The following is a 24,792-nucleotide window of genomic DNA, read 5'->3' on the forward strand; positions in this document are numbered from 1 at the left end:
GCTGACAGACTGGGCCCGTGCGCCTTCTACTCGACACGCCATCGCTGTACTTCCGGGCCTTCTACGGCATCCCGGAGTCGATGACCGCACCCGACGGCATGCCCGTCAACGCCGTGCGCGGCCTCATCGACATGATCGCCACCCTGATCCGCGAGCACGGCCCGGCCGAGGTCGCCGCCTGCATGGACGCCGACTGGCGTCCCGCCTTCCGGGTCGCGGCCATCCCGACCTACAAGGCGCACCGCGTCGCGCACGGCGACACCGAGGAGGTGCCCGACACGCTGCTCCCGCAGATCCCGGTCATCGAGCAGGTGCTCGACGCGATCGGCCTGGCCAGGGTCGAGTCGGCGGGCTACGAGGCCGACGACGTCATCGGCACGCTCACCGCGCGGGCCACCGGCCCGGTCGACATCATCACCGGCGACCGCGACCTGTTCCAGCTCGTCGACGACGAGCGCGGTGTCCGCGTGCTCTACACCCAGCGCGGCATCCGCAACCTGCAGACGATCGACGAGGCCGCCGTCACCGCCAAGTACGGCATTCCCGGCCGTGGCTACGCCGACTTCGCCACCCTGCGCGGCGACCCCAGCGACGGCCTGCCCGGCGTCGCGGGGGTCGGCGAGAAGACCGCCGCCGCGCTCATCACGCGCTTCGGCTCGCTCCCGGCCCTGCTGCAGGCGCTCGACGCGGGCACGACCGAGGGCTTCCCCGCGGGGGCGCGCACCAAGCTGACCTCGGCACGCGACTACCTGCGGGTCGCGCCCGCCGTGGTCCAGGTCGCATCGGACGCGCCGCTGCCCGACGTCGACCTGACGCTGCCCACGAGCCCGCGTGATCCGGAGGAACTGCTGCGCCTGTCGGACCGCTACGGTCTCGACAGCCCGCTGAACCGGTTGCTCAAGGCGATTGGCTGAGAAAATGGCGTCGAGAATGTCACACTCTGGGTAGCAGCTTCGTCACCCTGTCCCGAGAGGTGCCATGTCCGCACTCCCCGTGGAACCGAACTCCTTCATCGGCCGCCAATCCGACGTCGAGGAGCTGGTGAACCTGGTGGAGGCGGCTCGCGCCGTGACGCTGTGCGGCACCGGCGGCATCGGCAAGACCCGGCTCGCCCTCCAGGTGGCCCGCGAGGTGACGCCGATCTTCAGCGACGGGGTCTGGCTGGTGGAGCTGGCCGACCTGGAGTCGGGCGAGCGGCTGGCCGAGCGGGTGGCCGCCGCCCTGCACGTGCCCGCCGTCCTGCGCGCCGACGGCTCCAGCGCCACCACCGTCGAGGCCGTCGTCGCCGCGGTGGCCGCCGGGCGGCACCTGCTGGTGTTCGACAACTGCGAGCACGTCATCGACGCCGCCGCCGCGCTGTGCTCCTCCCTGCTGTCGGCCTGTCCCCATCTGACCGTGCTGGCCACCAGCCGCGAGCCGCTGCGGGTGCCCGGCGAGACGCTGTGGCGGGTGCCGCCGCTGTCGCTGGCCGCACCGGCGGACGGGCAGAGCGAGGCCATGCGGCTGTTCGTCGAGCGTGCGCTGTCGGCCGATCCCATGACGCGCTGGAGCGAGGCCGACGACGCCGCCGTCGCCGCGCTCTGCGCCGACCTGGAGGGCATACCGCTGGCCATCGAGTTGGCCGCGGCGATGACCAGGGTGCTGTCGGTCGAGCAGATCACCGCCAGGCTGTCGGACCGCTTCAAGCTGCTCAGCAGCGGCGCCCGCACCGCGCCCGAACGCCAGCGCACCCTGCTGGCCACCGTCGAGTGGAGCCACCGCACCCTCAGCCGCGAGGCCCAGGTGCTGCTCAGCCACCTCACCACGTTCAGGGGCGGCTGGACGCTCGAACTCGCCGAGGCCGTCGCCCCCTCCGACGAACTCGACGCGGGCCAGGTGCTCACCGCCATCACCGAACTCGTCGACAAGTCGCTGGTCCTGGCCGAGGGCAAGGTCGGCGGCCAGATCCGCTACCGCATGCTGGAGACCGTACGCGACTACGCCTGGAGGCGGCTGGCCGAGGGCGGCACCGAGCAGGCGCTGCGCGAGCGGCACCTGGAGTGCATCCGCGTCATGATGGCCCAGGCCGTCGCCCTGGTCGAGACGCAGAGCAGGCAGAACCGCTCGAAGATGCACCGCGCCTGGTCGGTCATCGAGGCGATGCGCCCCAACGTCTACGCCGCCCTGCACTACGCCACCGAGTCCGGCCAGATCGAGACCGCGTTGCGCATCTGCGCCGACGCCCAGTGGGGCATCATCGCCTCCGGCCACTACGAGGAGTACGTCGTCGTGACCGACAGGCTCTTCCTGGAGGCCGAAGGCGTGCCGGGCGAGCTCGTCGGGCGGGTCAAGGCGATCAGGTCGGTGCTCGCGCTGTTCTCGGGCGACCTCGGCACCGCGATCGAGTTCGGCGGCCAGGCCCTGGAGGCCACCAGGGGGCTCGACGCCGAGGGCGAGGTGACCGCCGCCGTCACGCTGGCCATGCTCGGCCACGGCGACGAGACGCTCCTGGAACGTGCCGACGAGGTCGCCGCCGCATCGGGCCGCGCCTATCTGCAGGCGTACGTGGCCTACGGCCGAGGCGGGATCGCGTTCGGCGCGGGGTTGCTGCGTGAGGCACAACGCCACTTCGAGCACGCGATCGTGCTGCAGGACGAGGCCAACGACTGGGGCATCGCACTGGCGGCCATCGGCCTGGCCGAGGTGGCCAAGGCGCGCAACGACCTGACGGCGGCGCTGGCCCACTACGAGCGCGCCCAGCGGCTCCTGCACGACGACGAGTACCCCATCGACTACCGCGGCGAGCGCATCCGCTGCCTGATCGGCCTGGGCTGCCTCATGATCGAGTTCGACGAGTTCGAGAGCGCCAAGTCCAGGCTCGCCGAAGGCCTCGCCCTCAGCCACGGGCTCGGCCAGCGGGCGTTCGCCATCGACCTGGTCGAGGCCTCGGCCCTGCTGGCCGGAAAGCAGGGCGACCACCGCCGGGCCGTACGCCTGGCGGGCTCGGCCACCGCACTGCGCGAGCGCATGGGAGGCGCGCACGCGCTGGGGGTGGGGGCCAGGGCCGAGGAGGTGCTCGAACCGGCCAGGCGCAAGCTGGGGCCGCCCGAGGTCGCCCTGCTGTGGCGTGAGGGGCTGGCGCTGCCGTGGGCCAAGACGGTCGACTACGTGCTGTCGGGCCAGCTGCCGCCCGCGCCCGCCGCCTCGCCGACCCTGTCGGTGGCCAAGCCGACCAGCACACTGACCATGCGCGAGCACGAGATCGCCCTGCTCATCGCCAGTGGCCTGTCCAACAAGTCGCTGGCCGACGAGCTGGTCATCAGCCCGGCCACGGTGGCGCGGCACGTCTCCAACATCCTGGCCAAGCTCGGCTTCTCCTCCAGGGCGCAGATCGCCGCCTGGGTGGCCGAGCAGCGGCCCTGACAGGGGCTACATACGTTTCTACACACATCAGCCGATGCAGCCGCTTCGCCGACTGCCCTACCTTTCAGGCCATGACCGCCAGCGTGTACGACGAGGTGTTCGGGGCGGCGCGGGGACTCGGCGAGCGCCCCGCGCTCATCGACGAGGGCAGGGTGCTGGGCTACCGGCATCTGGCCGAGCAGGTGGAGCGCATCGCGAGCGGACTGCTGCGCCGGGGGGCGAGACCCGGCCAGGTGGTCGGCGTGCTCGTCGGCGCCACCTGGGCGCAGACGCTGGCCGTACACGCCGTGATGGCGGCCGGTGGGGTGGCCGCGCCGCTGGATCCGCTGATGCCGCCCTCGCGGCTCGGGCAGTTGCTCTACGACTGGGACGCGCGTGCGGTGTTCACCACGCCGGACCTCGCGGCCAGTGCGGTGCTGGCGGCCGACGCCTCCCGGGTGCGGCAGGTGATCGCGTTCGGGCCCGCGCTCGACACCGTAGACGTCGCCGAGTTGCTCGTGCTGAACCCCACGGCGCTGCCCGCCGTCGCGCCGGGCCCGGCGCTGGTGCTGCAGGACGGGGTGTCGCTCAGCCATGCCGACGTGCTCGCCCGCATGGCCGACCTCGCCGCCGCGACCGGGATCAGCGGCGACGACCTGGTGCTGGCCTGCCCCGCGCCCGACGGCGGCGACGGGCTGATCACCCTGGTGGCGCTCGCACTCAGCAAGGGCGCGCTGGTCGTACGGGCCAGCGACGCCGCCACCGTGCTCGCGCCGTCGGGTGCGCCCCCCGGCAGGCTCGTGTCGAGATAGGTTGATCCGCGTGTCACACACGAGCATCCGCGTATCCGGCGATTTCCACCCGCGCCTCGCCGACGGCTTCGAGCGGATCAGGCGCGAGATGAAGCTGCCTGAGGAGTTCCCCGAGACGGTGCTCGACGAGGCCGCCCTCGTCGCCTCCGAGCCCGGCGGCGCCGAGCGCAAGGACCACTCCGAACTGCCGTTCGTCACCATCGACCCGCCCGGCTCCATGGACCTGGACCAGGCGCTGTACATCGAGCCGCTGCCGGTGCGCGGCGGCACCGGCTCCGGCTATCGCGTCTGGTACGCCATCGCCGACGTCGGCGCCTACGTCAGGCCAGGCGGTGCGATCGACGCCGAGGCGCACCTGCGGGGCGAGAGCGTCTACCTGCCCGACGGCAAGGTGCCGCTGCACCCGCAGAGCCTGTCGGAGGGCGCGGCCAGCCTGCTGCCCGGCGTCGACAGGACGGCGGCCCTCTGGCGGATCGACCTGGACGCCGAAGGGCGCACCGTCGGCGTCGACGTGCAGCGCGCGACCGTGCGCAGCAGGGAACGGCTCGACTACGCCTACGTGCAGGCCGCGATCGACACCGGCACCGCGGACGGCACCCTGCGGCTGCTGGCCGAGGTCGGCGAGCTGCGCCTGGCCCTCGAACGCGAGCGGGGCGGCGTCACCCTGCCCACGCCCGACCAGGAGGTCGTGCCCGACGGCGACTCCTACCGGCTGGAGTTCCGCATCCCGCTGCCCGCCGAGGCGTGGAACGCGCAGATCTCGCTGCTGACCGGCATGGCTGCGGCGCAGATGATGCTCGACGCCGAGATCGGCGTGCTGCGCGTGCTTCCCGCGCCGCAGCCGGGCGATCTGGCGAAGGTGCGCAGGATCGCCGCGGCGCTCGGTGTGGCCTGGCCTGAACAGGCCAGCTATGGAGAGGTCGTGCACGGTCTCGATCCGCGCACTCCCGCGCACGCCGCGTTCCTGCACGAGTCGAAGGTGCTGCTGCGCGGGTCGGGCTATGTGGCGTTCAACGGCGCGCCGCCCAAGCTCGCCGACCACGCCGCCGTCGCCGCGCCGTACGCCCATGTGACCGCGCCGCTGCGCCGCCTGGTCGACCGCTATGCCACCGAGGTGTGCCTGGCCGTCGCGGCGGGCGAGCCCGTGCCCGACGACATCCAGGAGGCGCTCGGCGCGCTGCCCGAGACGATGGCGCAGACCGGGCGGCGTGCGGGCTCGGTCGAGCGGGCGAGCGTCGACTTGGTGGAGGCGTTCGTGCTGCGCGAGCACATCGGGCAGTCGTTCGACGCCGTGGTCATCGACACCGACGAGAGCAGGCCGGGCGGTCAGGTCCAGCTCACCGACCCCGCTGTCGTGGCCCGCTGCGACGGCGAGCGGCTGCCGCTGGGCGAGCGCGTCACGGTCAAGCTCACCAAGGCGGACCCGGCCACGCGCGAGGTGCGTTTCAGCCTGATCTGAGGGCTTCTCGCAGGGCCTCGAACGGTGAGACGGCCGCGCCCGGGGTGGGAGGGGCGCGGCCGTCCACGGCGGGAGGCGTCAGGTGCGTCGTTCCGGGTTCAGCGGGTCACTTCTTCAGCGGGGTCCAGGACGCGCCGACGCCGAGCAGGTGCAGGGCGACGCACAGCAGTCCGGCGGTTCCCAGTGTGGTCACGGTGACCACACTGCCGACCGCCACACCCGCGATCTCGAAGATCAGGGCGAGAACGAAGAGGAGTACGGCGAGCAGAGCGAACATCCCTACCTCCTGGCGGGCGACCGGACCCCGCTCTCCGCGGTCGGGGGCGGCCGCTCGCGGAATGTCCGGTGGGGAAAGGGCTTGCGACATGGGGATGTCCGTTACGTCCACCCGGGAAACTGGCCCCGAGGTGACGTTGGGTGAACCTCCCAGCACCACACCTTGACCGGGCGGTCAGTTTGGAGCCGCGCGCCGCCTACTTGCCGTACTTGGCGTGGACCGACTGGCGTGACATGCCCAGCGCGTCGCCGATCTGCTCCCACGTCCAGCCGAGCTCACGCGCCGTGGCCACCGACACCGCCTCGACCTGCTCGGCGAGCCGATGCAACGCGCCCACCGCCCTCAGGCTGACGGCGGGATCGGCGCTGGAGATGCGGCTGGCGAGCTCACCTGGATCCATGCGTGTCAGTCTGAACTGACACGCACGGAAAGGCAAGACGACGCAGGTCAGGGGCTGCGCGTAAGGGTCTGCGCGTATGGGGCTGCGCATCAGCGCCTCACTCCAGTCCCTCACCCCAGCGCCTCACGCCAACGCCTCACCCCAACGCCTCAGGTCAGCGATGAGTAGGCGACGACTCCCCTGCGCATCGAGTCCATCGCCTTGCCCGCCGTGGCCTTGATCTTGCTGCCGGGCGGGGCCGCGTTGCCGAGCTGGCCCAGGAGGTCCATCAGCTGCTTGACCCAGCGGACGAAGTCGCCCGCCGCCAGCTCCGTGCCGTTGACGCCGTCCATCAGCACGGCGTCCAGGCTGTGGCCCTTGGTCCAGCGGAAGGCGGCCCAGGCGAACGCCAGATCGGGCTCACGGATGATGTTGAGCCCGTTGTCGCTCTCGATGCCCTCGAGCTCGCCCCACAGACGCACCATCGCGCTCAGCGTGTCCTGCGCACGACCGGCGGGGATCTTCGGCCGTCGCGCGTCGTCGGACTGGCGCGACTCGAACACCAGCGACGACACGCACGCGGCGAGCTCCGCCGGGTCGAGCTCCTCCCACAGCCCGGCCCGCAGGCACTCGGCCGTCAGCAGGTCAAGCTCGGTGTAGAGCCGTCCGAGACGACGCCCCTCCTCGGTCACCGTCTCCCCGTCGAGATAGCCGAGCTGGTCCAGCACCCCGCACACCTTGTCGAACGTGCGCGAGATGACATGCGAACGCCCCTCGACCCGGCGGCGCAGCCCCTCGGTCTCACGCAGCAGCTTGTAGTAGCGCTCGGCCCAGCGGGCGTGGTCCTCGCGCTCGTCGCAGCCGTGGCACGGGTGCTGGCGGATCTGCCTGCGCAACTCGGTGACCTCGTCGTCCTCGACGGCATGGTCGCGGGCGCGCTGCGGCTTGCCCAGATCGCGGTCGCCGACCTTGGCCAGCAGCGTCGAGATCAGGTTGGCGCGTTCCTTGGGCGAACGGCCGTTGAAGTTCTTCGGGATCCTCAGCTGGTCGATCGGCTCGACGGGGACGGGGAAGTCGCCCGGGTCGAGCTTCTTGACCTGCTTGCCGATCGTCAGCACCAGCGGGTGCGGGCCGTCGCCGCGCGAGTTGAGCCCGGGGTCCAGCACGATCGCCAGCCCGGCCCTGCGCCCGCCGGGCACCCGGATGACGTCGCCGGGCTTGAGCGCCTCCAGCGAGCGCAGTGCGGCCAGCCGCCTGGCCGTGCCCCGCTGCTTGGACAGTTCGCCCTCACGGTCGGAAAGGCGCCTGCGCAATGCGGCATAGGCCGGGAAGTCGCCCAGATGGCAGGTCATGGAGTCGGAGTACCCGGCCAGCGCCTCCTCCGACCTGCGCAGCTGCTTGGCCAGACCCACGACGGCCCGATCGGCCTGGAACTGCGCGAACGACGCCTCCAGCAGCGTCTTGGCCCGCTCGCGCCCGAACTGCCCGACCAGGTTGACCGCCATGTTGTACGACGGCTGGAAGCTGGAGCGCAAGGGATAGGTACGGGTGCCGGCCAGGCCCGCGACGGCGACCGGGTCCATGCCGGGCTGCCACACCACGACGGCGTGCCCCTCGACGTCGATGCCGCGCCGTCCGGCCCGGCCGGTCAGCTGGGTGTACTCGCCGGGCGTGAGGTCGGCGTGCATCTCGCCGTTCCACTTGTCCAGCTTCTCGATCACCACACTGCGGGCGGGCATGTTGATGCCGAGCGCCAGCGTCTCGGTGGCGAACACCGCCTTGACCAGGCCCCGCGTGAACAGCTCCTCCACGACCTCCTTGAAGGCCGGCAGCATGCCCGCGTGGTGCGCGGCCAGGCCGCGCTCCAGGCAGTCGCGCCACTCCAGGAAGCCGAGCACCGCCAGGTCCTCGTCAGGCAGGTGCGCCGTGCGCTCGTCGACGATCATGCGGATCTCGTGGCGCTCGCGCTCGTTGGTCAGCCTGATGCCCGCGTGCAGGCACTGCATGACGGCCGCGTCGCATCCGGCGCGGGAGAAGATGAACGTGATCGCGGGCAGCAGGCCCTCGCTGTCGAGCTTCTCGATCACGTCGGCCCTGTTGGGCGGGCGCGAGCGCTGCGGCCTGCCGTACCCTCGTCTGCCTCTGCCTCCGGCCAGGCGCTCCTCGTCGCGTGCGATGCGCATGAGGGCCGGGTTGATGTGGCCGCGCTGGTCGAAGTCCTCGGTGACGAACAGGTCGTAGATGCGGTTGCCGACCAGCATGTGCTGCCACAGCGGCACGGGGCGGTGCTCGTCGACGATCACCGTGGTGTCGCCGCGTACCTCGCCGAGCCACTCGCCGAACTCCTCGGCGTTGCTCACCGTCGCCGACAGCGCCACCAGGCGCACCGACTCGGGCAGATGGATGATGACCTCTTCCCAGACCGCGCCGCGGAAGCGGTCGGCCAGGTAGTGCACCTCGTCCATCACGACGAAGCCGAGCCCGGCCAGCGTCGCCGAGCCCGCGTAGAGCATGTTGCGCAGCACCTCCGTGGTCATGACCACGATCGGCGCCTCGCCGTTGACGCTGTTGTCGCCCGTCAGCAGGCCGACCTTGGCGGTGCCGTACCTTTTGACGAGGTCGTTGTACTTCTGGTTGGACAGCGCCTTGATGGGGGTGGTGTAGAAGCACTTCCTGCCCTGTTCGAGTGCGATGTGCACGGCGAACTCGCCGACCACCGTCTTGCCCGAACCCGTGGGCGCCGCCACCAGGACGCCGTCGCCCGCCTCCAGCGCCCGGCAGGCGTCGAGCTGGAAGTCGTCCAGCTCGAACTCGTACAGGCCCCGGAACGAGCCGAGCGCGGCTCCGTCGTCTGCGATCTTCTCCCGGAAGGCCGCGTAGCGTTCCGCTGGCGTCGTCATACCTGTCACCCTACCGAAATCGGCTTTCCGGTCCGGCCCGCCGGCCATGCGATCTGAACCTGCCGTCCGGGCGCGGTTCGCACACCGCAGGATGATAGCCGCAGGGCGGCCCCGCACGGGCTCCGGTCAGGCCAGGTAGTCGCCCAGGCCGTGCTCCAGGAGGTCGAAGCCCACCTCGGCGGCCTTGATCGCCTCCGGGAGCGCCTCGGCCGCGCTCTGGCCGCGGTGGATGCGCGTGGTGTTCTGCGTCTGCAGGGTGCGCCACAGGCCGTAGATCTGGCCGGCCGCGAACGGTGCTCTCGGGTCGCCCGGATTGCGCTCGATCATGGCCTGGGTCAGCAGCGCCTCGGTCCTGACGTGCAGCATCAGGATGCGCGCCATCAGCGAGGGCGTGTCCCTGAACAGCTGCAGCAGTCTGCGGAAGTCCGGGCTGTCGTCCAGGCCGGTCTCCGGGGCGTGGCGCCGCAACCGGGCGAGGAACTCCCTGCGCGCCCCCGCGACCACCGACTCGCCCGGTCCTCGCCCGGTGACGATCCCGGTGAGATCGGCGAAATCGCGCTCCAGCAGGCTGACGACGATGTCCTCCTTGGTGGGGAAGTAGTTGAACACCGTCATCTTCGACACCTGAACCCGCGCGGCGATCTCCATCACCGACACGTCGGCGAACCCGCGCTCGGTGAACAACTTCATCGCCGTGTCGCGAATCGCCTGCCTGGTCCGCTGCTTCTTGCGCTCCCTCAGCCCGTCGTCGGGCGCGCCGCCCTCCCCCGCTGCCCACCCGTGCTCGGCCACACCCCCATCCTATCGGATTTGACTCGGTCGAATTTTCGACCCAGTCTATTCACATGACCGATCGCCGGAAAGCGACCGCCATGGCGGGCATCATGCTCACCCTGCTTCTCGCCGTCCTCGACCAGAACATCGTGGCGACCGCCGCCTGGTCCGTCGTCGGCGACCTCGACCCGGCCCACGGCCTGGAGCGCCTGCCGTGGCTGGCCACCGCCTACACCCTGGCCGCCACGGCATGCCTCCCCCTGTACGGCAAGCTGTGCGACGTCCATGGGGCCAAGCGCGTCTATCTGGGCGCCGTCGCGCTCTTTCTCGCCGGTTCGGCGCTGTGCGGCCTGGCGCAGGACATGGGGCAGCTCATCGCCTTCCGCGCGGTCCAGGGGCTGGGCGGCGGCGGGCTGATGTCGGTCACCCTGGTCGTGGCCGCCCATCTGACGCCGCCGGGCAAGCGGGCGGGCCCGGGAGGCGCGGGAGGGGTGCTCGCCGGTGTCGGGATGGTCGCCGGGCCGCTGCTCGGCGGGCTGTTCGCCGACCATCTGCACTGGCGGTGGATCTTCCTGATCAACCTGCCGATCGGCCTGTTCGTGCTGGCCACCGCGGCCGTGTCGATCCGGCTCGGCGACGGGGGCGCGCGGCGGCGCATCGACTACCTCGGCGCCGGGCTGGTGGCCGGGGCGGCGTGCGTCCTGCTCCTGCTCGTGGAGTGGGGCGGCAACCGTTATGCGTGGGGTTCGCCGGTCATGGCGTGGATGATCGCACTGACCTGCGGCCTGTCGGCGGCCTTCCTGTGGCGTCAGCGCACCGCCGCCGAGCCCATCCTGCCCCGCGAGTTGCTGCGCGAGCGCACGCTCAGGATCGCGCTGCCGCTGCAGCTGCTGATGGGGTTCGGCATGGTCGGCGGCGTGTTCTACACCGTCACGTTCCTGCGTGCCGCGCTCGGCGTGGCCGGCACCGACGCCGGGCTGCACCTGCTGCCGATGGCGCTGGGCATGGCGGTGGCGGGCACGGTGTCCGGCGTGCTGGTCGGCAGGGGGCGCAGCGTCAAGGCGTTCCTGGTGGCGGGCACGTTCGTCGTGGCCGTCGCGATGCTGCTGCTCAGCCGCGTCTCGGCCGTCACCTCGCCGGTCGTGCTCGGGGTCGATCTGCTGGTGCTCGGGGCCGGGTTCGGCATGACGCTGGGGGTGGGCATCATGCTCGTGCAGAATGCCGTGCCCGTCGAGCGCCTGGGGGTGGCCACGACCGCGATCCGGTTCAGCCAGACGCTCGGCATGGCGTTCGGCACGGCGGTGTTCGGCATCCTGCTCACGCGGGTGGCCGAAGGCCGTCTGCCCGACGGGGTGGGGGTCGCCTCGCTCAACAGGGTCGCGACCCTGGCTCCCTCGTTACGGCCCGCCGTGGTCGAGGCGCTGGTCGCGGGGATCGACGCGGTCTATCTGGCCGCCGCCGTCGTCATGCTCGCCGCCCTCGCGCTGGCTGGGGCGCTCAAGGTCGATCGGCCGTCGCAGGCCGATCCGCCCACTCCGGTGCCGGCTTCGGCGGGGTGACGCCTTTACAAAGTAGATCCATTCAGTAGGCGCAGGGCGCCCGGGACGATCTCGCAGGTCACCGGCACCGGGCCGATGCGCTCGCCGTCGGCGTATGTCACGACGTCGGGCGCTTCGAGGGTGATGCGGCGCGCTCTCATCATGCGGACCGACGGGTTCGAGACGTGGGTGCCTCGGTAGACACGAGGGAAGGTCCGCAGGAAGTCCAGCGTGGGCACCGATTCGAGCATCATCACATCGAGCAGGCCGTCGGCGGGATCGGCGTCCGGGCACACCTTCATGCCGGCGCCGTACGAACGGGTGTTGGCCACGGCGACCAGCATGGCCTCACGTTCGATGACCTGGTCGTCGTCGAGGGTGATGCGGAACGGGATCGGCTCGAACGAGCGCAGTTCCTGCACGACCGCTCGCATGTACTTTCCCCGGCCAGGGGGCCAGGTCAGGCGGTTGGCCCGCTCGTTCACCCTGGAGTCGAAGCCGCAGCACACGACTCCGGCGAACCACTCCCCCTCGGCGTCGCGGCCGGGCGGGCCGATCCGGGCGGCGTCCATCGGGCGTGCGGCGCCGCGTGCGATCGTGTCGGCGGCCCGGAGCAGGTCCTTCGGGATGCCCACCGCGCTCGCGATGTCGTTGCCCGTGCCCGCCGGGATGATGCCCAACGCGACCTCGGTCCCTGCCACCGCCTGTACGGCCAGATGGACCAGGCCGTCGCCACCGAACGCGACGAGGGCGTCGGGGCGTTCGGCGACCGCGGTGCAGGCACGTTCCAGGGCGTCGGCCGGGGTGTCGCCGACGACGACCGAGACCGAGGCGCCACCCTGACGCAGGCGGCGTACGACGGGGTCGAGGAAGCGCAGGGTACGGCCGCCGCGCGCCGTCGGGTTGACGAGGAGCACCAGCTCAAGCGGCCTGGTGCCCGGCGTGTCGTACTCAGAGGTCACACCTGGGAACGTATCGCCTATGGGGTGGCGTCGGTGTCCTTCGTCCCCAAATCGAGAGGCGAGGCCTCGTCGTCCGACAGGTTCGCGTAGTCCTCGTCCTTGGGCAGGCGGCGCTCGCGCAGGTACATGATGAGCTCGGCGACGCCGAACAGAATGATCATGGGAGCCGCGAGTGCCATCATCGTGAGCGGGTCGCCGCCCGGCGTGACGATGGCGCCGAACACGAACATCAGGAAGATGACCATGCGGCGGTGCTTCTTCACCGTCGCGTGCGGCAGCACCCCGATGAGGTTGAGGAAGACCAGCAGCAGCGGCAGCTCGAACGACACGCCGAAGATGATGAGCATGATCAGCACATAGCTGAGGTACTCGTCGATCTGGATGACCGCGACGGTGTCGCTGGGCGCGAACCCGAGCAGGATGGCCAGGCTGGTGTCCATGATGAAGTACGCCAGCGCCGCACCGAGCATGAACAGCGGCACCGCGATCGCCAGGAAGCCGATCGAGTAGCGCTTCTCGTTGCGGTAGAGGGCGGGTGTGACGAACGCCCAGATCTGGTACAGCCACACGGGTGAGGAGGCCACGATGCCCACCATGGCCGCGACCTTCAGCGTCACGAAGAACGACTGGAAGATGCCGCCGTAGGTGAGGCTGCACTGCCCGGCCCTCAGCTCGTGCGCCTGCGGGGTCTCGCAGAAGGGCGCCTTGAGGAAGGACCAGACCGGGTCGAAGAAGATGAACCCGATGACAATGCCGACGATCACCGCGAGCATGCCGATGAGCAACCGGTTGCGCAGCTCGCGCAGGTGCTCGATCAGCGGCATCCGCCCCTCGGTGTCGTTGACCGGGGCGGAGCCGTTCTTGCTCGACCGTTTCAGCAGCGCCATTCGGCAGTCCTCGGGTGCGGGGGGTTTCAGACCTGCTTGTTAGCCTGCGCGGTGGCGCGAAGCTTGGCCGCCTGCTCCTCGAGCTGGCGGGCCTGCTCCTCGGGCGAGGGCGCCGGAGCCGCGACCACGGGAGCCGCCGCGGGCAGCTGCGTGACCGGCTGCTGAACGGGCTGCGCCGTCTGCGCCGCCGGAGCCGGGGCGGCCTGCTGGACCACGGTGGCCGTGGCCTTGTCGTCCTCGTCACGCATCTGGGTCGTCTCCGACTTGAAGATACGCAGCGAACGACCGATCGCCCGAGCGGTGTCAGGCAGCTTCTTCGCGCCGAACAGCAGGACGAGAACGCCCGCGATGATCAGAAGCTCAGGAACTCCGAGTTGCGACATGAAACATCCTTAACCGAGCGAGGTGCAATCTCAGGCACGATCGTACGCTGCCGGGAGCGCAGACTCATCCCCTGGAGGTGTTGTTCGCACCGATTTGGGCGTGCTTTCTTTTCTCCGTGGGTCAGATTCCGATGACACCCTGGGTGAGATCAGCGCCCGCGCCCGCTCGAGCTCCCGCCCCAGCATCCGCGCCGCCACCAGCACCCGAACCCCCGCGACAGCCAACGCCCCAAGCCCTGCGACCCCGAGCCCGACCGCCACGTAGATCCACGTCATACGCCCGAGCCTAGTGCAGGAATCACCGATTTCCTGTGCGATCCGCCCTAGCAGTTCGCCCACTGGGGGATGTTCGCCCCACGGGGGGACATGCGGAGAGGGGTTGTGGGCAGCCCCGCCACCCGGAAACGCCTACCCAAAACCTCAGCTCAGTACAACGCCAGCGCCCGCTCCGCCTCCGCCCGTACCTTGCTCACCATCGCCTCAGGTGCGACGACCCGCCCGGTGTCCCCGAGTCGCAGGGCCAGCTTCACGATCCACGTCTCGTCGCGAGCGCGCAGGGTCACGCGCAGCCGCCCCTCCCCCAGCTCCTCCAGCAGCTCGCACGGGTAGTACTCGGCCACCCAGCGCCCGGCCGCGCTCACCTCGAGGGAGACCAGCTCGTCGGTGGGTGAGGGCCGGAAGACGCCCTGGGTGACGTCGATGGGCTCGGCGTCGGCGGGTGGGTCGGCCTCGATGTCGAGCAGGTGGAGGCTCTGGACGCGGTCGAGGCGGAACAGGCGCATGGCCTCGGCGCGGTAGCACCAGCCTTCGAGGTAGCTGCGGCCGTCGGCGACGACGACGCGGGTGGGGTCGACCTCACGCGGCGTGACCTCGTCGCGTCCGGGCACGTAGTACGTCAGCGACAACCGGCGACGCCGCCGCAACGCCTCCTTGACCAGCGGAAGGGCGTCCGGAGCGGCGTCGACGTCGACGGCCACCTGGGTGGAGACGGCCGAGGCGCCCTCGCAGGCGGCCTGCTCCAGCTTGGCGACCACGCGGGGAAGGGCGTCGCCGTGGCCGAGTTCGGCCAGTTCGGGGGTGGCGGCGAGCATGCGCAGGGCCACCAGCAGGGCGCTGGCCTCGTCGACGCCCAGGCGCAACGGCCGGGCGATCGTCTCGGCGTTGTCGATGATGATCTCGCCGCCGTCCCACGAGACGTCGATGAGGTCGCCGGGCGTGTGGCCGGGCAGCCCGCACATCCACACGAGCTGCAGGTCGTCGATGAGCTGCTTCTCGCTCAGCCCGAAGACCTCCGCCACCTCCCCCACCTGCGCACCGGGATGCGACATCAGGTACGGCACCAGCGCGAGCAATCTGGGCAGCCGATCGGCCGTGGAACTCACAACGCCTCCCCCATGACAGCCTCCCCCATGACAATGGCCTGGACGTGCATCAGCCCAGCACTCCCTTCAACCGCCCGACGACCGCCTCACGGGCGTCGGGCGGCCCGGCCACCACGACGTCGGAGCCGAGGCTGGCGATCCATCCGGCGAAGCGGTCGACGTCGGTGAAGGGCACCTGGAGCTCGTCCCAGCCGTCGGCGCCTTCGCCGGCCTCGCGGGCGAGCTGCCGCAGGCCCTCGCCCGTGCCCCGCCGTACGCGGAGGGTGGCCAGGCGTTCCTGCGCGGCCTCCTCGGGGTAGCCGACCATGGAGCGCAGGTCGACGCCGGGCGGGACCTCGACGACGCCGGGGCGGCCGACGGGCTGGACCTCGCCGGTGACGCGGCTGAGCCGGAAGACGCGGGGGGCGTCGCGGTCGCGGTCGTGGCCTGCGAGGTACCAGCGGCCACGGCGGCTGATGACGCCCCAGGGCTCGACGGTGCGGGTGCGTACGCTCTCGCTGGCCGCGCCCCGGTAGTCGAAGCGCACGACACGCCGGTCGCGTACGGCCTCCCACAGGGCGGGGAAGGCGGCGTCCCTGGTGTCGACGCGCAGCTCGAGCGCGCCGCCTGGCGTCTCGTCGGTGGCGACGCCCCCGGCCCGCAGCTTGAGCAGGGCGCCGGAGGCGGCCTCGGCGAGGCTGGCGCGCTGCCAGACCTGGGCGGCCAGGCCGAGCACGGCGGCCTCGTCGGCCTCCAGTGTGATCTCGGGCAGCTCGTAGGACTCGCGGTCGATCCGGTAGCCGGGCTCCTCCTCCCACGGGTCGCGCTGGACCAGGATCGGGATGCCGATCTCACGAAGTTCGTTCTTGTCGCGCTCGAACATGCGCTGGAAGGCCTCGTCGCCCTCGCGGTCGTATCCGGGTACGGCCTGGCGGATCTGCTCGGCCGACAGCGGGCGTCGGGTGGCGAGCAGGCAGATCACAAGATTCAGCAACCGCTCGGTCTTACGGCGCGACATCTGCCTCTCTCCTCCTGAAACGACGCTACCCTGCCCCAGTGATCAGATGGCGCAAGGGTGAGGTGCTGCGGATCCGGCGCGAGTGGCCGGGGGCGGTGGAGCTGGACGTCGCCGTCCCCGAAGGGGAGTGCCGGGCGCTGGCCTACCCACCTCTGGTCGGCCGCCCGGAACCCGGCGATGAGGTGCTGCTCAACACGACGGCACTCGCAATGGGTCTCGGTACGGGAGGTTACGCCATGGTGGTGGCCGTCCCGAACCGTTTACCCGAAGATCCGCACGACCCTGGGCACCTGGTTAAAGCACGATATACCCCGTTGCAGGCCACTGTGCTCGGTGCGGACGAGCAGGACTCCCCTTTCCACGATCTGCTGCGCGAGGCCGACTCGCTCGACGGCATGCCTGTCGTGGTCGCCGACCTGCACTCGGCGCTGCCGCCGATCCTGCTCGGCCTGCTGGCCGACCGGCCGGGCGTCAGGGTCGCCTACGTGATGCTGGACGGCGGCGCGCTGCCCGCGTGGTTCTCGATGGCCTGCGCCAGGCTCAAGGAGCTGGGCCTGCTGGCGGGCGTGGTGACGGTGGGCCAGTCGTTCGGCGGCGACGTCGAGGCGGTGACCACGCACACGGGCCTGCTGGCGTGCAGGCACGTGCTGGCCGCCGATGTGGCGATCGTCACCCAGGGGCCCGGCAATCTGGGCACGGGCACCCGATGGGGCTTTTCCGGGGTGTCGGCGGGCGAGGCGGTCAACGCGGCTGCGGTGCTGGAGGGCAGGCCGGTCGCGGCCCTGCGGGTCAGCGAGGGCGACAAACGCGAGCGCCACATCGGCGTGTCCCATCATTCGCTGACCGCGTACGGCAGGGTGGCCCTGTCGCCGGCCAGGGTCGCGGTGCCCGAACTGCCGGGCGAGTTCGGCGAGCGCGTACGCGACCAGGCCGAGCTGCTGGCCGTACGGCATGAGCTGGTTTCGGTGCCGTTGGACGGGCTGGCCGAGGCGCTTGCGGCCTCGCCGGTGCGGTTGTCGACGATGGGCAGGGGGCTGGCCGAGGACCTGCCCTACTTCCTGGCCTCGGCGGCGGCCGGAAGGCTGGCGGCCTCGCTGCTGGAGTAGGAGTCCTTGAACGTGAACGCCTCGGGACCCGGACCCTCGGTCCTGAGGCGCTCCAGCCGCGCCATGCCCTCGGCCAGCGGCGGCGTGCTGCCTTCGGGGACCCACCACATGACCGTGTACGGCGTGACGGCGTGGTGGAACCACTCTCTGCGCCTGCGCAGCACCTCCAGGTGCGGTGAGCGGTAGACGAAGTTCCACAGGCTCTCCAGCGACTCCCACACCGAGTAGTTGATCACCAGATGGTCGCCGAAGTCGTGCTGGACGGTGGCCTCGGGGTCGTCGGGGTCCTCGATGAGCCGCCAGACGAACCCGGGCGCGGCGTCGGCCAGGGCGTTGACGGGGGCCATGGCCGCGACGAAGGCGGCCAGTTCGGGTGCGTCGAGCGGGGCGCGCAGATGGGCGACGTTCAGCTGGGCGAGATGCATGGCTCCATTATGTCAATTTTCATTTGTTTTAGAAAGCGAGACGCAGCACTCCCCCGGTCTGGGGTCCAGCGCGGCCCGTCCGGGATCCTCTCCGGCCCCTTCGAGCAGGCCCTGGCACAACGCCAGGTTCATCGAGCAGACCAGCACCGGATGCTCGCGCGAGAGCGCGTGGAAGGGGCAGTTGCGGAACCTGATCCGCTCGCCCTCGGCGTAGGGCTCGTAGCCGCGCTCGCCGAGCAGCCCGGCCAGGTCGCCGCCGCCCTTGGCCAGCCGCCTACCGGCCCGGCGCGCGGCCTCCTCGGCCCGTTCGTCCGCGCCGAGCAGGTCGACCACCTCGGCCAGCACCACGGCCAGCGTCGTGTGGTCGCGCGGCGGCAGGCTCACCGTCAGCTCGGCCGCCGACCTGCGGTAGACCTTCGACGGACGGCCGCTGCCCGGCCCCGTGCGCTCGCCCAGCCGCCGGAAGCCGCTCTCCAGCAGCCCGGCCTCGACCAGCTTGTCCAGGTGGAAGGCGGCCAGCGTGCGCGAGACGCCCACCGCCTCGGCCGCCTCCGCCCTGCCCACGTCGCGCCCCTGGCCCGCCACGTGATCGTAGAGGCCGCGCCGTACCGGATCGTGCAGCTGGGCCAGGGCGTCGAGATCGTCACCGCTCACAGCGGCGAGTCTAGGTCCAGCGTCCGAAGGCGCGAAAACGCCCGGCGACGGGTGTCGTCGCCGGGCGTCACACCTGCCGTGACGGGTCAGTACGCGGCGAGCACGTCCACGACGAACACCAGCGTGTCGGTGCCCTTGATGTCGCCCTGGCCCTTGTCGCCGTAGCCCAGCGCGGGCGGGATGCTCAGCAGGATGCGGCTGCCGACGGCCGCGCCCTCCAGGCCCTGCTCCCAGCCCTTGATGACCTTGCCGGTGCCGAGCTCCTGGACGGTGAAGGGCTCGCCGCCGCGGGTCCAGCTGGAGTCGAACTCCTTGTCGGTGCCCCAGATCTTGCCGGTGTACTGCACCACGACGTTCTGGCCCTTCTTCACCGCGGGGCCGCTGCCCTTGAGCACGACCTTGTTGACGAAGTCCTTGGGCGCCTTCTCGGTGGTCTTGGTGCTGACCACGGGCGCGGCGTCGCCGCCGGGGTTGGTCACCGTGACGCCCTTGAGGGCCGGGTCGACGGGAGTGCCGGTCGCCGCCTTGGGCAGCTTGGAGACCAGGTCGAACACGAACACGCGCGGCGCGTCGGTCTTCATGCCCTGGGCCTTGGCCTGCTCCAGCTCCTCCTTGGTGTAGGAGTCGTTGGCCACGACCGACATGAACCTGCCGCCGAGCTTGGTCTTGGCGAAGCCGTCCTGCAGCACCTGCGGCATCTGCTTGCCGACGGTCAGCGGCTCGGACTTCTTGGTGTCGTAGGTGGAGCCCTCAAGGATGTTGTCCTTGCCGTCCCAGCTCCAGACGGTGAGGTTGACGAAGACCGTGTCGCCCTGGGCGACGGCCGCACCCGAGCCGGGCGAGAGCACCTCGACCGTCGACTTGGTCGCCGGAGCTCCTGCGGGGAAGGTCACCGTGGGCTTGGCGCCCACATTGCCGGCCACCTTGACACTGGTGGGCGCTTCGGTGCCGCAGGCGGCTGCGAAGAGCAGGGGGACGGCGGCTAGTACGGCCAGGCGGCGGCGCATGGATGATCCCTCGGAAAAGACGGCAGGTTCGCGCCACCCTACCCGAACCCCGCGTACGCGCGAGGTAAACGGATCGCCCAAGATCGGCCACCGCCCGGCGGCCGATCCGGCTACATCCCGGCGATCAGCTTGTCCACCCTCTCGTCGACGCTGCGGAAGGGGTCCTTGCACAGCACGGTGCGCTGCGCCTGGTCGTTGAGCTTGAGGTGCACCCAGTCGACGGTGAAGTCGCGGCGCTTCTCCTGCGCCTTGCGGATGAACTCCCCGCGCAGCTTGGCCCTGGTGGTCTGCGGGGGCACCGACTTGGCCTCGAAGATCTTCAGGTCGGAGGCCACCCGCTCGACGGCGCCGCGCTTCTGCAGCAGGTAGAACAGCCCTCGGCGGCGGTGCACGTCGTGGTAGGCCAGGTCGAGCTGGGCCACGCGGGGGCTGGACAGCGGCAGGTCGTACTTCTTGCGGTAGCGCTCGATGAGCTGGTACTTCGTCACCCAGTCGATCTCACGGGCCACCAGGTCGAGGTTGCCCGAGTCGACCGCGTTGAGCGTGCGCTCCCACAGTTCGAGCACGCGGTGGGCGATGGCGTCGCCGCCGCGCCTGTCGACGAAGTCCTTGGCCTTGCTGAGGTACTCCTGCTGGATCTCCAGGCTGGAGGCCTCGCGGCCGTTGGCCAGACGCACCCTGCGCCTGCCCGTCATGTCGTGCGAGACCTCGCGGATGGCCCTGATCGGGTTCTCCAGGCTGAGGTCGCGCATCACGGTGCCCGCCTCGATCATGCGCAGCACCAGGTCGGTGGCGCCGACCTTGAGCAGCATCGTGGTCTCGCTCATGTTGGAGTCGCCCACGATGACGTGCAGGCGGCGGAAGCGCTCGGCGTCGGCGTGCGGCTCGTCCCTGGTGTTGATGATCGGCCGTGAACGCGTCGTGGCCGAGGAGACGCCCTCCCAGATGTGCTCGGCGCGCTGGGAGACGCAGTAGACGGCGCCGCGCGGCGTCTGCAGGACCTTGCCCGCGCCGCAGATGATCTGACGGGTGACCAGGAAGGGGATCAGCACGTCGGCCAGGCGGCCGAACTCGCCGTGCCTGCCGACCAGGTAGTTCTCGTGGCAGCCGTAGGAGTTGCCCGCGGAGTCGGTGTTGTTCTTGAACAGGTAGATGTCGCCGGCGATGCCCTCTTCACGCAGGCGCTTCTCGGCGTCGACCAGCAGGCCTTCGAGGATGCGCTCGCCGGCCTTGTCGTGCGTGACGAGTTCGATGACGTTGTCACACTCAGGGGTTGCGTACTCAGGATGGCTGCCCACGTCGAGATACAGGCGTGCGCCGTTGCGGAGGAAGACGTTGCTTGATCGGCCCCAGGACACGACCCGCCGGAACAGGTAGCGCGCGACCTCGTCGGGGGACAGCCTGCGCTGTCCCCTGAACGTGCAGGTCACGCCGTACTCGTTCTCCAGCCCGAAGATGCGACGATCCATCACCTCACACTATGCCCCAGGCCACGCCAGCGGGAGGGATCTTGGCCTGCTTTTCCACGCGCGGTGTCACGGGGCCGCCGGAGGGTCACGGCGTGTAGATCTCCTGGAGCTTCACGATCTCGCCCTTGTACACGGTGATCAGGGCCGGGCGCTTGGACTTGGCGACCGTCTTGACGAGGGTCGCGCGGCTGCAGCGCTTGTTGCCCAGGCCGGTGCGGCGGTCGACGGTGAAGCCGCCGAGGTTGGCGTCGCAGCCCAGCGCGCTGAGGTAGACGACCTTCTTGGCGATGGGCGAGGAGTACGCGGTGACGTCGCCCTCGGGCGGGCCGACGAAGTAGCCCTCGACCTCCTTGCCCTTCTTCCACTTGATCGGGACGTACTCGGCCCTGCCCGCGTGCACGTAGGTGATCCAGCCGCGCAGGATGCCGTTGCGGCGCGAGTGGATGCCCTTGGTGAAGTCGTGGCCGGGGTCGGCCTGGAAGGTGGTGCCGAAGGTCTTGGGCGCCTTGTAGTCGGGGATCTTCGCGGCGGCCGAGGCGGTGCCGGCGGCCGACAGCGCCAGCGTGGTGGCGGCGGCGGTCGCGGTGAGGGCGCGGGTGAGGGTGTTCATGCCTGCTTCGAGTCGTCGGGGGCGGCGTTGGTTGCGGTGATCCGGATCACAGAACACCCGGATCGCGGAGCACCCGGAGAACGGTCACCCGGGGAACAGTCGCCCAGGGCGCGGACGCGCGATGCCGCGGCCCGTGTGCGGGCCGCGGCATCGCGCGTGCGGGTTCGGGGATCAGTCCCCTGAGCCGTCGTCGAGGTCGCCCTGCGGAGCCGTGGGCGCGTCGTCGTCGGTGGCGGGCGCCGGGTCCGGCGCGGGAGCCGAGGCGGCCCCTTCGGCCAGCAGCCGCTCCAGACGCGGCCCGGTCAGCCGCAGGAACTTGCGGTGCTCGCGGTTGCGGTCGAGCAGCGCCACCTCCAGCTGCGCGGCCGGAGGGCGCTCGCCGCCCGGCTCGGTGAGCGCCGCCAGCGCCGCGTCCAGCGCCGCCGCCGCCGACAGGCCAGGGCTGAAGCGCTCCTTCAACCGGCCCGCGACGGCCTCGGCCTGACCGCCCATCGCGACGAACCCGGTCTCGTCGAACACCGAGCCGTCGAACGTCAGCCGGTAGATGTGGTCCTCCTCGGCCGAGTCGCCCACCTCGGCGACGACCAGCTCCACCTCCAGCGGCTTGATGGACTCGGTGAAGATCTGGCCGAGCTGCTGGGCGTAGACGTTGGCCAGGCCCCTGGCGGTGACGTCGTTGCGGTCGTAGGTGTAGCCGTTGATGTCGGCATAGCGCACACCGCCGAGACGCAGGGCCTCGAACTCGTTGTAGCGCCCGACGGCGGCGAACCCGATCTTGTCGTAGATCTCACTGATCTTGTGCAGGGCCCTGGACGGGTTGGGCGCGACGAAGACGAAACCGTCGGCGTAGTGCAGGACGACGACACTGCGTCCGCGCGCGATGCCCTTGCGCGCGTAGTCCGCCTTGTCCCGCATCTGCTGCTCGGGCGAGACGTATCCGAAAGGAATGGACACCGGTTGAGATCCTCTCAGGGTTAGCGCAGCGGGGCGGTGGGGCCGTCGGGGTTGCTCATCCTGGCGTCGACGACGGCCTGGACGTGGGCGGCCACCTCGTCGTCCGGCAGGCGCCTGTACCCGTCGGCGGTGATCACCGAGACGACCGGCCAGATGCGCCTGGTCAGGTCGGGCCCACCGGTCGCCGAGTCGTCGTCGGCGGCGTCGTAGAGCGACTGGATGAGGGCGAGCACGGTGTCCTCGGCCGAGGCGCCCTCGCGGTAGAGCTTCTTCAGCGCGCCCCTGGCGAAGATCGAGCCGGAGCCGATGCAGTGGTACTGGTGCTGCTCGTAGGGCCCGCCGCCGACGTCGTAGCCGAAGATGCGCCCGCCGTCGCGGTCGGGGTCGTAGGCGGCGAACAGCGGCACCACGACCAGGCCCTGCATGGCCATGCCGAGGTTGCCCCTGATCATCGTGGCCAGCCTGTTGGCCTTGCCCGAGACCGAGAGCGTGCGGCCCTCCATCTTCTCGTAGTGCTCAAGCTCCACCCGGTACAGCCTGGCCATCTCGATGCCGGTGCTCGCCGTGCCCGCGATGCCCATGCAGGAGTGGTCGTCGGTGCGGAAGACCTTCTCGATGTCACGCTGGGAAATGATGTTGCCGGAGGTGGCCCTGCGGTCGCCCGCCATGACCACCCCGCCCGCGCAGGTCGCCGCCACGATCGTCGTCGCGTGCGGGATCTGGTCGCCGACGGGGTTGGCCAGGACCTCACGGCGTTGCGGCATCAGGTCCGGCGCGTGCGAGCCCAGGAAGTCAGAGAACGACGAGCTTCCGGTGTTCTGGAAAAGCTGGTTCGTCAAGCCGGTCGGCAGATCCCTGTTATGTGCCACGCGACTCCCTCCAAACGTCGATTGCGTTAACGCGACCCTACTCATCTTGTGATGCTGCATGTACTCCCCCACATTCGCCCAGCGCGAACCAGCCCGGCGCGAACCGAAGTCGCTCACTTTACGACCGGGACGAGCCGTGCGAGTGTCGTGATGTCGGCATGTCCTGAGCGGGAGGCCATGATGCGACCCTTCACCCGGACCGCCTGCGCGGCGGCGGTGTGCGTCCTGGCCCTGAGCGGGTGCGGCGGCGGCGCCCCGGAGGGCGTCGGCGTCACGCTGACGATCGCGGCCAACGCCGTCTCCGGCGGCAAGAGCGCGGAGAGCGCCGACTGGATCAAGAACTGGGTGATCCCGCGCTTCGAGGCCGCCCAGCGCTCGGCCGGACGCCGGGTCACCGTGCTGTTCCAGCCGAGCGGCGTCGACGACGAGCAGTACAAGACGCGCATCTCGCTGGACCTGAGGTCGAGGAAGGGCGCCGACGTCATCGCCGTCGACGGCATCTGGGTCGGCGAGTTCGCCCAGGCCGGGTACCTCAGGCCGCTCAGCGAGGTCGCGGGCGCGGCCGTCGACGCCTGGGAGGGCTGGCGCCAGATCCCCGAGGCCGTGCAGGGCCTCGGCATCTTCGACGGCAAGAAGTACGGCCTGCCGACCGGCACCGACGGCCGCGTGCTGTTCTACAACAGGACGCTGACCAGACGGGCGGGCCTGCCCGAGCCGTGGCAGCCGAAGAGCTGGCAGGAGGTGCTGCAGGCGGGCCGCGCGCTCAAGCGCCTGCCCGGCGTCACGCCGTTGCAGATCAACGCGGGCACCGCGATGGGCGAGGCCACCACCATGCAGGGCGCGCTGCCCCTGCTGGCGGGCGCCGGAGCCGAGATCTACGCGGGCGGCAAGTGGACCGGCGCCTCCCGCGCGACCAAGGACGTGCTGGCCTTCTACCAGGCCCTGTACGGCCCCGAGGGCCTCGGCGACCCGAAGCTGCAGCAGGAGGCCAGGGGCCGCGACAAGTCGTTCGCCGCGTTCGCGGCCGGCCGGATCGGCGTCCTGGCCGAGAGCGACTACTTCTGGCGATCGGTCGTGGAGCCGAAGGCGGGCGTCGCGCCGATGGCCGATCGCGACGCGGTCGTCGGCTATGCCAGGATCCCGGCCAGGCAGCCGGGCGCGGGCATCAGGGGCCAGGACTTCGTCAGCATGTCGGGCGGAGCCGTACGCGTGCTCAATCCCTTCGGGGCCAGTCCGGCGCTGGCGTGGGAGTTGCTGTCGTTCATGCACTCGGCCGAGGCGACCAAGGCCGAGCTCGCCGGGCAGGTGCGGGTCACGGCGCGCGACGACGTCAACGCCGAGGTGCTCGGGTCCGATCCGATGCTGGCGTTCGTGGCCGAGCAGGTGCTGCCGATCACCGCGTACCGGCCGCCGCTGGCGGTCTATCCGCAGGTCTCGGCGGCGCTGCAGGAGGCCACGGCGGCCGTGGTCGGCGGCACGCCGCCGCAGGAGGCCGCCGCCGCCTACCAGGTGAAGCTGGCGCGGCTGGTGGGCGGGCCGCAGAACGTCGCGGGCTGAGGCGGGCCCG

General features: G+C 70.8%; 23 protein-coding genes. 7 read left to right on the top strand and 16 right to left on the bottom strand.

What is annotated here, in order from left to right; translation table 11 throughout:
- The first annotated feature begins 17 nt into the window (after positions 1-17).
- The 4 genes from ACTWNK_RS26470 (at position 18) to ACTWNK_RS26485 (ending at position 5,652) form a co-directional block, all read left to right on the top strand.
- Complete coding sequence (locus tag ACTWNK_RS26470) at positions 18-914, top strand: 5'-3' exonuclease (RefSeq protein ID WP_474307244.1); 897 nt, start codon at positions 18-20, stop codon at positions 912-914.
- Between the two features lie 64 nt (positions 915-978).
- Positions 979-3,402 carry a LuxR C-terminal-related transcriptional regulator gene (locus tag ACTWNK_RS26475; protein WP_474307245.1) on the top strand — a complete coding sequence of 808 codons (2,424 nt, stop codon included), beginning with the start codon at positions 979-981 and terminating at the stop codon, positions 3,400-3,402.
- Positions 3,403-3,473: 71 nt separating this feature from the next.
- A complete protein-coding gene (locus tag ACTWNK_RS26480) occupies positions 3,474-4,193 on the top strand; it encodes an AMP-binding protein (RefSeq protein WP_474307246.1) in 720 nt (239 codons plus the stop codon).
- A gap of 10 nt (positions 4,194-4,203) precedes the next feature.
- Positions 4,204-5,652: an RNB domain-containing ribonuclease gene (locus ACTWNK_RS26485; protein ID WP_474307247.1), complete on the top strand. Its 1,449-nt coding sequence runs from the start codon at positions 4,204-4,206 to the stop codon at positions 5,650-5,652.
- Between the two features lie 106 nt (positions 5,653-5,758).
- On the opposite strand, the gene ACTWNK_RS26490 is transcribed toward ACTWNK_RS26485, so the two are convergent.
- From ACTWNK_RS26490 to ACTWNK_RS26505, 4 genes are all read right to left on the bottom strand, one after another.
- The gene (locus tag ACTWNK_RS26490) at positions 5,759-5,929 is read right to left on the bottom strand and encodes a hypothetical protein (protein ID WP_474307248.1); all 171 of its coding nucleotides are present in this window, start codon (positions 5,927-5,929) and stop codon (positions 5,759-5,761) included.
- 196 nt (positions 5,930-6,125) lie between these two features.
- Positions 6,126-6,329: a hypothetical protein gene (locus ACTWNK_RS26495; protein ID WP_474307249.1), complete on the bottom strand. Its 204-nt coding sequence runs from the start codon at positions 6,327-6,329 to the stop codon at positions 6,126-6,128.
- 149 nt (positions 6,330-6,478) lie between these two features.
- The gene (locus ACTWNK_RS26500) at positions 6,479-9,208 is read right to left on the bottom strand and encodes a DEAD/DEAH box helicase (RefSeq protein WP_474307250.1); all 2,730 of its coding nucleotides are present in this window, start codon (positions 9,206-9,208) and stop codon (positions 6,479-6,481) included.
- A gap of 126 nt (positions 9,209-9,334) precedes the next feature.
- A complete protein-coding gene (locus tag ACTWNK_RS26505) occupies positions 9,335-10,000 on the bottom strand; it encodes a TetR/AcrR family transcriptional regulator (RefSeq protein ID WP_474307251.1) in 666 nt (221 codons plus the stop codon).
- Positions 10,001-10,053: 53 nt separating this feature from the next.
- On the opposite strand from ACTWNK_RS26505, the gene ACTWNK_RS26510 reads away from it, so the two are divergent.
- Positions 10,054-11,541, top strand: a complete 1,488-nt coding sequence (locus tag ACTWNK_RS26510; protein WP_474307252.1) for an MFS transporter — start codon at positions 10,054-10,056, stop codon at positions 11,539-11,541.
- Positions 11,542-11,546: 5 nt separating this feature from the next.
- Here ACTWNK_RS26510 and ACTWNK_RS26515 read toward each other — a convergent pair whose 3' ends face one another.
- The 5 genes from ACTWNK_RS26515 to ACTWNK_RS26535 form a co-directional block, all read right to left on the bottom strand.
- Positions 11,547-12,482: a diacylglycerol/lipid kinase family protein gene (locus ACTWNK_RS26515; RefSeq protein WP_474307253.1), complete on the bottom strand. Its 936-nt coding sequence runs from the start codon at positions 12,480-12,482 to the stop codon at positions 11,547-11,549.
- Positions 12,483-12,499: 17 nt separating this feature from the next.
- Positions 12,500-13,369 (bottom strand): twin-arginine translocase subunit TatC, encoded by an 870-nt coding sequence (tatC, locus tag ACTWNK_RS26520; RefSeq protein WP_474307254.1) that lies wholly within the window; start codon positions 13,367-13,369, stop codon positions 12,500-12,502.
- A gap of 26 nt (positions 13,370-13,395) precedes the next feature.
- Positions 13,396-13,752 (bottom strand): Sec-independent protein translocase subunit TatA, encoded by a 357-nt coding sequence (gene tatA, locus ACTWNK_RS26525; RefSeq protein ID WP_474307255.1) that lies wholly within the window; start codon positions 13,750-13,752, stop codon positions 13,396-13,398.
- Between the two features lie 425 nt (positions 13,753-14,177).
- On the bottom strand, positions 14,178-15,134 hold the full coding sequence (locus ACTWNK_RS26530) for a helix-turn-helix transcriptional regulator (protein ID WP_474307256.1): 957 nt from the start codon (positions 15,132-15,134) through the stop codon (positions 14,178-14,180).
- A gap of 49 nt (positions 15,135-15,183) precedes the next feature.
- Positions 15,184-16,131 carry a helix-turn-helix transcriptional regulator gene (locus ACTWNK_RS26535; RefSeq protein ID WP_474307257.1) on the bottom strand — a complete coding sequence of 316 codons (948 nt, stop codon included), beginning with the start codon at positions 16,129-16,131 and terminating at the stop codon, positions 15,184-15,186.
- 38 nt (positions 16,132-16,169) lie between these two features.
- Between ACTWNK_RS26535 and ACTWNK_RS26540 the strand changes: the two genes are divergently transcribed.
- The gene (locus ACTWNK_RS26540; RefSeq protein WP_474307258.1) at positions 16,170-17,237 is read left to right on the top strand and encodes a DUF3866 family protein; all 1,068 of its coding nucleotides are present in this window, start codon (positions 16,170-16,172) and stop codon (positions 17,235-17,237) included.
- On the opposite strand, the gene ACTWNK_RS26545 is transcribed toward ACTWNK_RS26540, so the two are convergent.
- From ACTWNK_RS26545 to prcB, 7 genes are all read right to left on the bottom strand, one after another.
- Complete coding sequence (locus ACTWNK_RS26545; protein WP_474307259.1) at positions 17,183-17,662, bottom strand: DUF3291 domain-containing protein; 480 nt, start codon at positions 17,660-17,662, stop codon at positions 17,183-17,185. The genes ACTWNK_RS26540 and ACTWNK_RS26545 overlap by 55 nt on opposite strands.
- Positions 17,663-17,674: 12 nt before the next feature.
- Positions 17,675-18,316, bottom strand: a complete 642-nt coding sequence (locus tag ACTWNK_RS26550; RefSeq protein ID WP_474307260.1) for a helix-turn-helix transcriptional regulator — start codon at positions 18,314-18,316, stop codon at positions 17,675-17,677.
- 86 nt (positions 18,317-18,402) lie between these two features.
- Positions 18,403-19,323 (bottom strand): FKBP-type peptidyl-prolyl cis-trans isomerase, encoded by a 921-nt coding sequence (locus ACTWNK_RS26555; RefSeq protein WP_474307261.1) that lies wholly within the window; start codon positions 19,321-19,323, stop codon positions 18,403-18,405.
- Between the two features lie 110 nt (positions 19,324-19,433).
- Positions 19,434-20,792 carry a Pup--protein ligase gene (gene pafA / locus ACTWNK_RS26560; protein ID WP_474307262.1) on the bottom strand — a complete coding sequence of 453 codons (1,359 nt, stop codon included), beginning with the start codon at positions 20,790-20,792 and terminating at the stop codon, positions 19,434-19,436.
- Positions 20,793-20,877: 85 nt separating this feature from the next.
- Positions 20,878-21,402, bottom strand: a complete 525-nt coding sequence (locus ACTWNK_RS26565) for a hypothetical protein (protein ID WP_474307263.1) — start codon at positions 21,400-21,402, stop codon at positions 20,878-20,880.
- A gap of 171 nt (positions 21,403-21,573) precedes the next feature.
- Positions 21,574-22,350, bottom strand: coding sequence for a proteasome subunit alpha (gene prcA, locus ACTWNK_RS26570; protein ID WP_474310986.1), 777 nt, complete (start codon positions 22,348-22,350; stop codon positions 21,574-21,576).
- Positions 22,351-22,376: 26 nt separating this feature from the next.
- A complete protein-coding gene (prcB, locus tag ACTWNK_RS26575) occupies positions 22,377-23,225 on the bottom strand; it encodes a proteasome subunit beta (RefSeq protein WP_474307264.1) in 849 nt (282 codons plus the stop codon).
- A gap of 177 nt (positions 23,226-23,402) precedes the next feature.
- On the opposite strand from prcB, the gene ACTWNK_RS26580 reads away from it, so the two are divergent.
- Positions 23,403-24,782: an extracellular solute-binding protein gene (locus ACTWNK_RS26580; RefSeq protein WP_474307265.1), complete on the top strand. Its 1,380-nt coding sequence runs from the start codon at positions 23,403-23,405 to the stop codon at positions 24,780-24,782.
- The last annotated feature ends 10 nt before the right edge of the window (positions 24,783-24,792 follow it).

The organism is Nonomuraea sp. IBHARD001 (genome assembly GCF_056106265.1).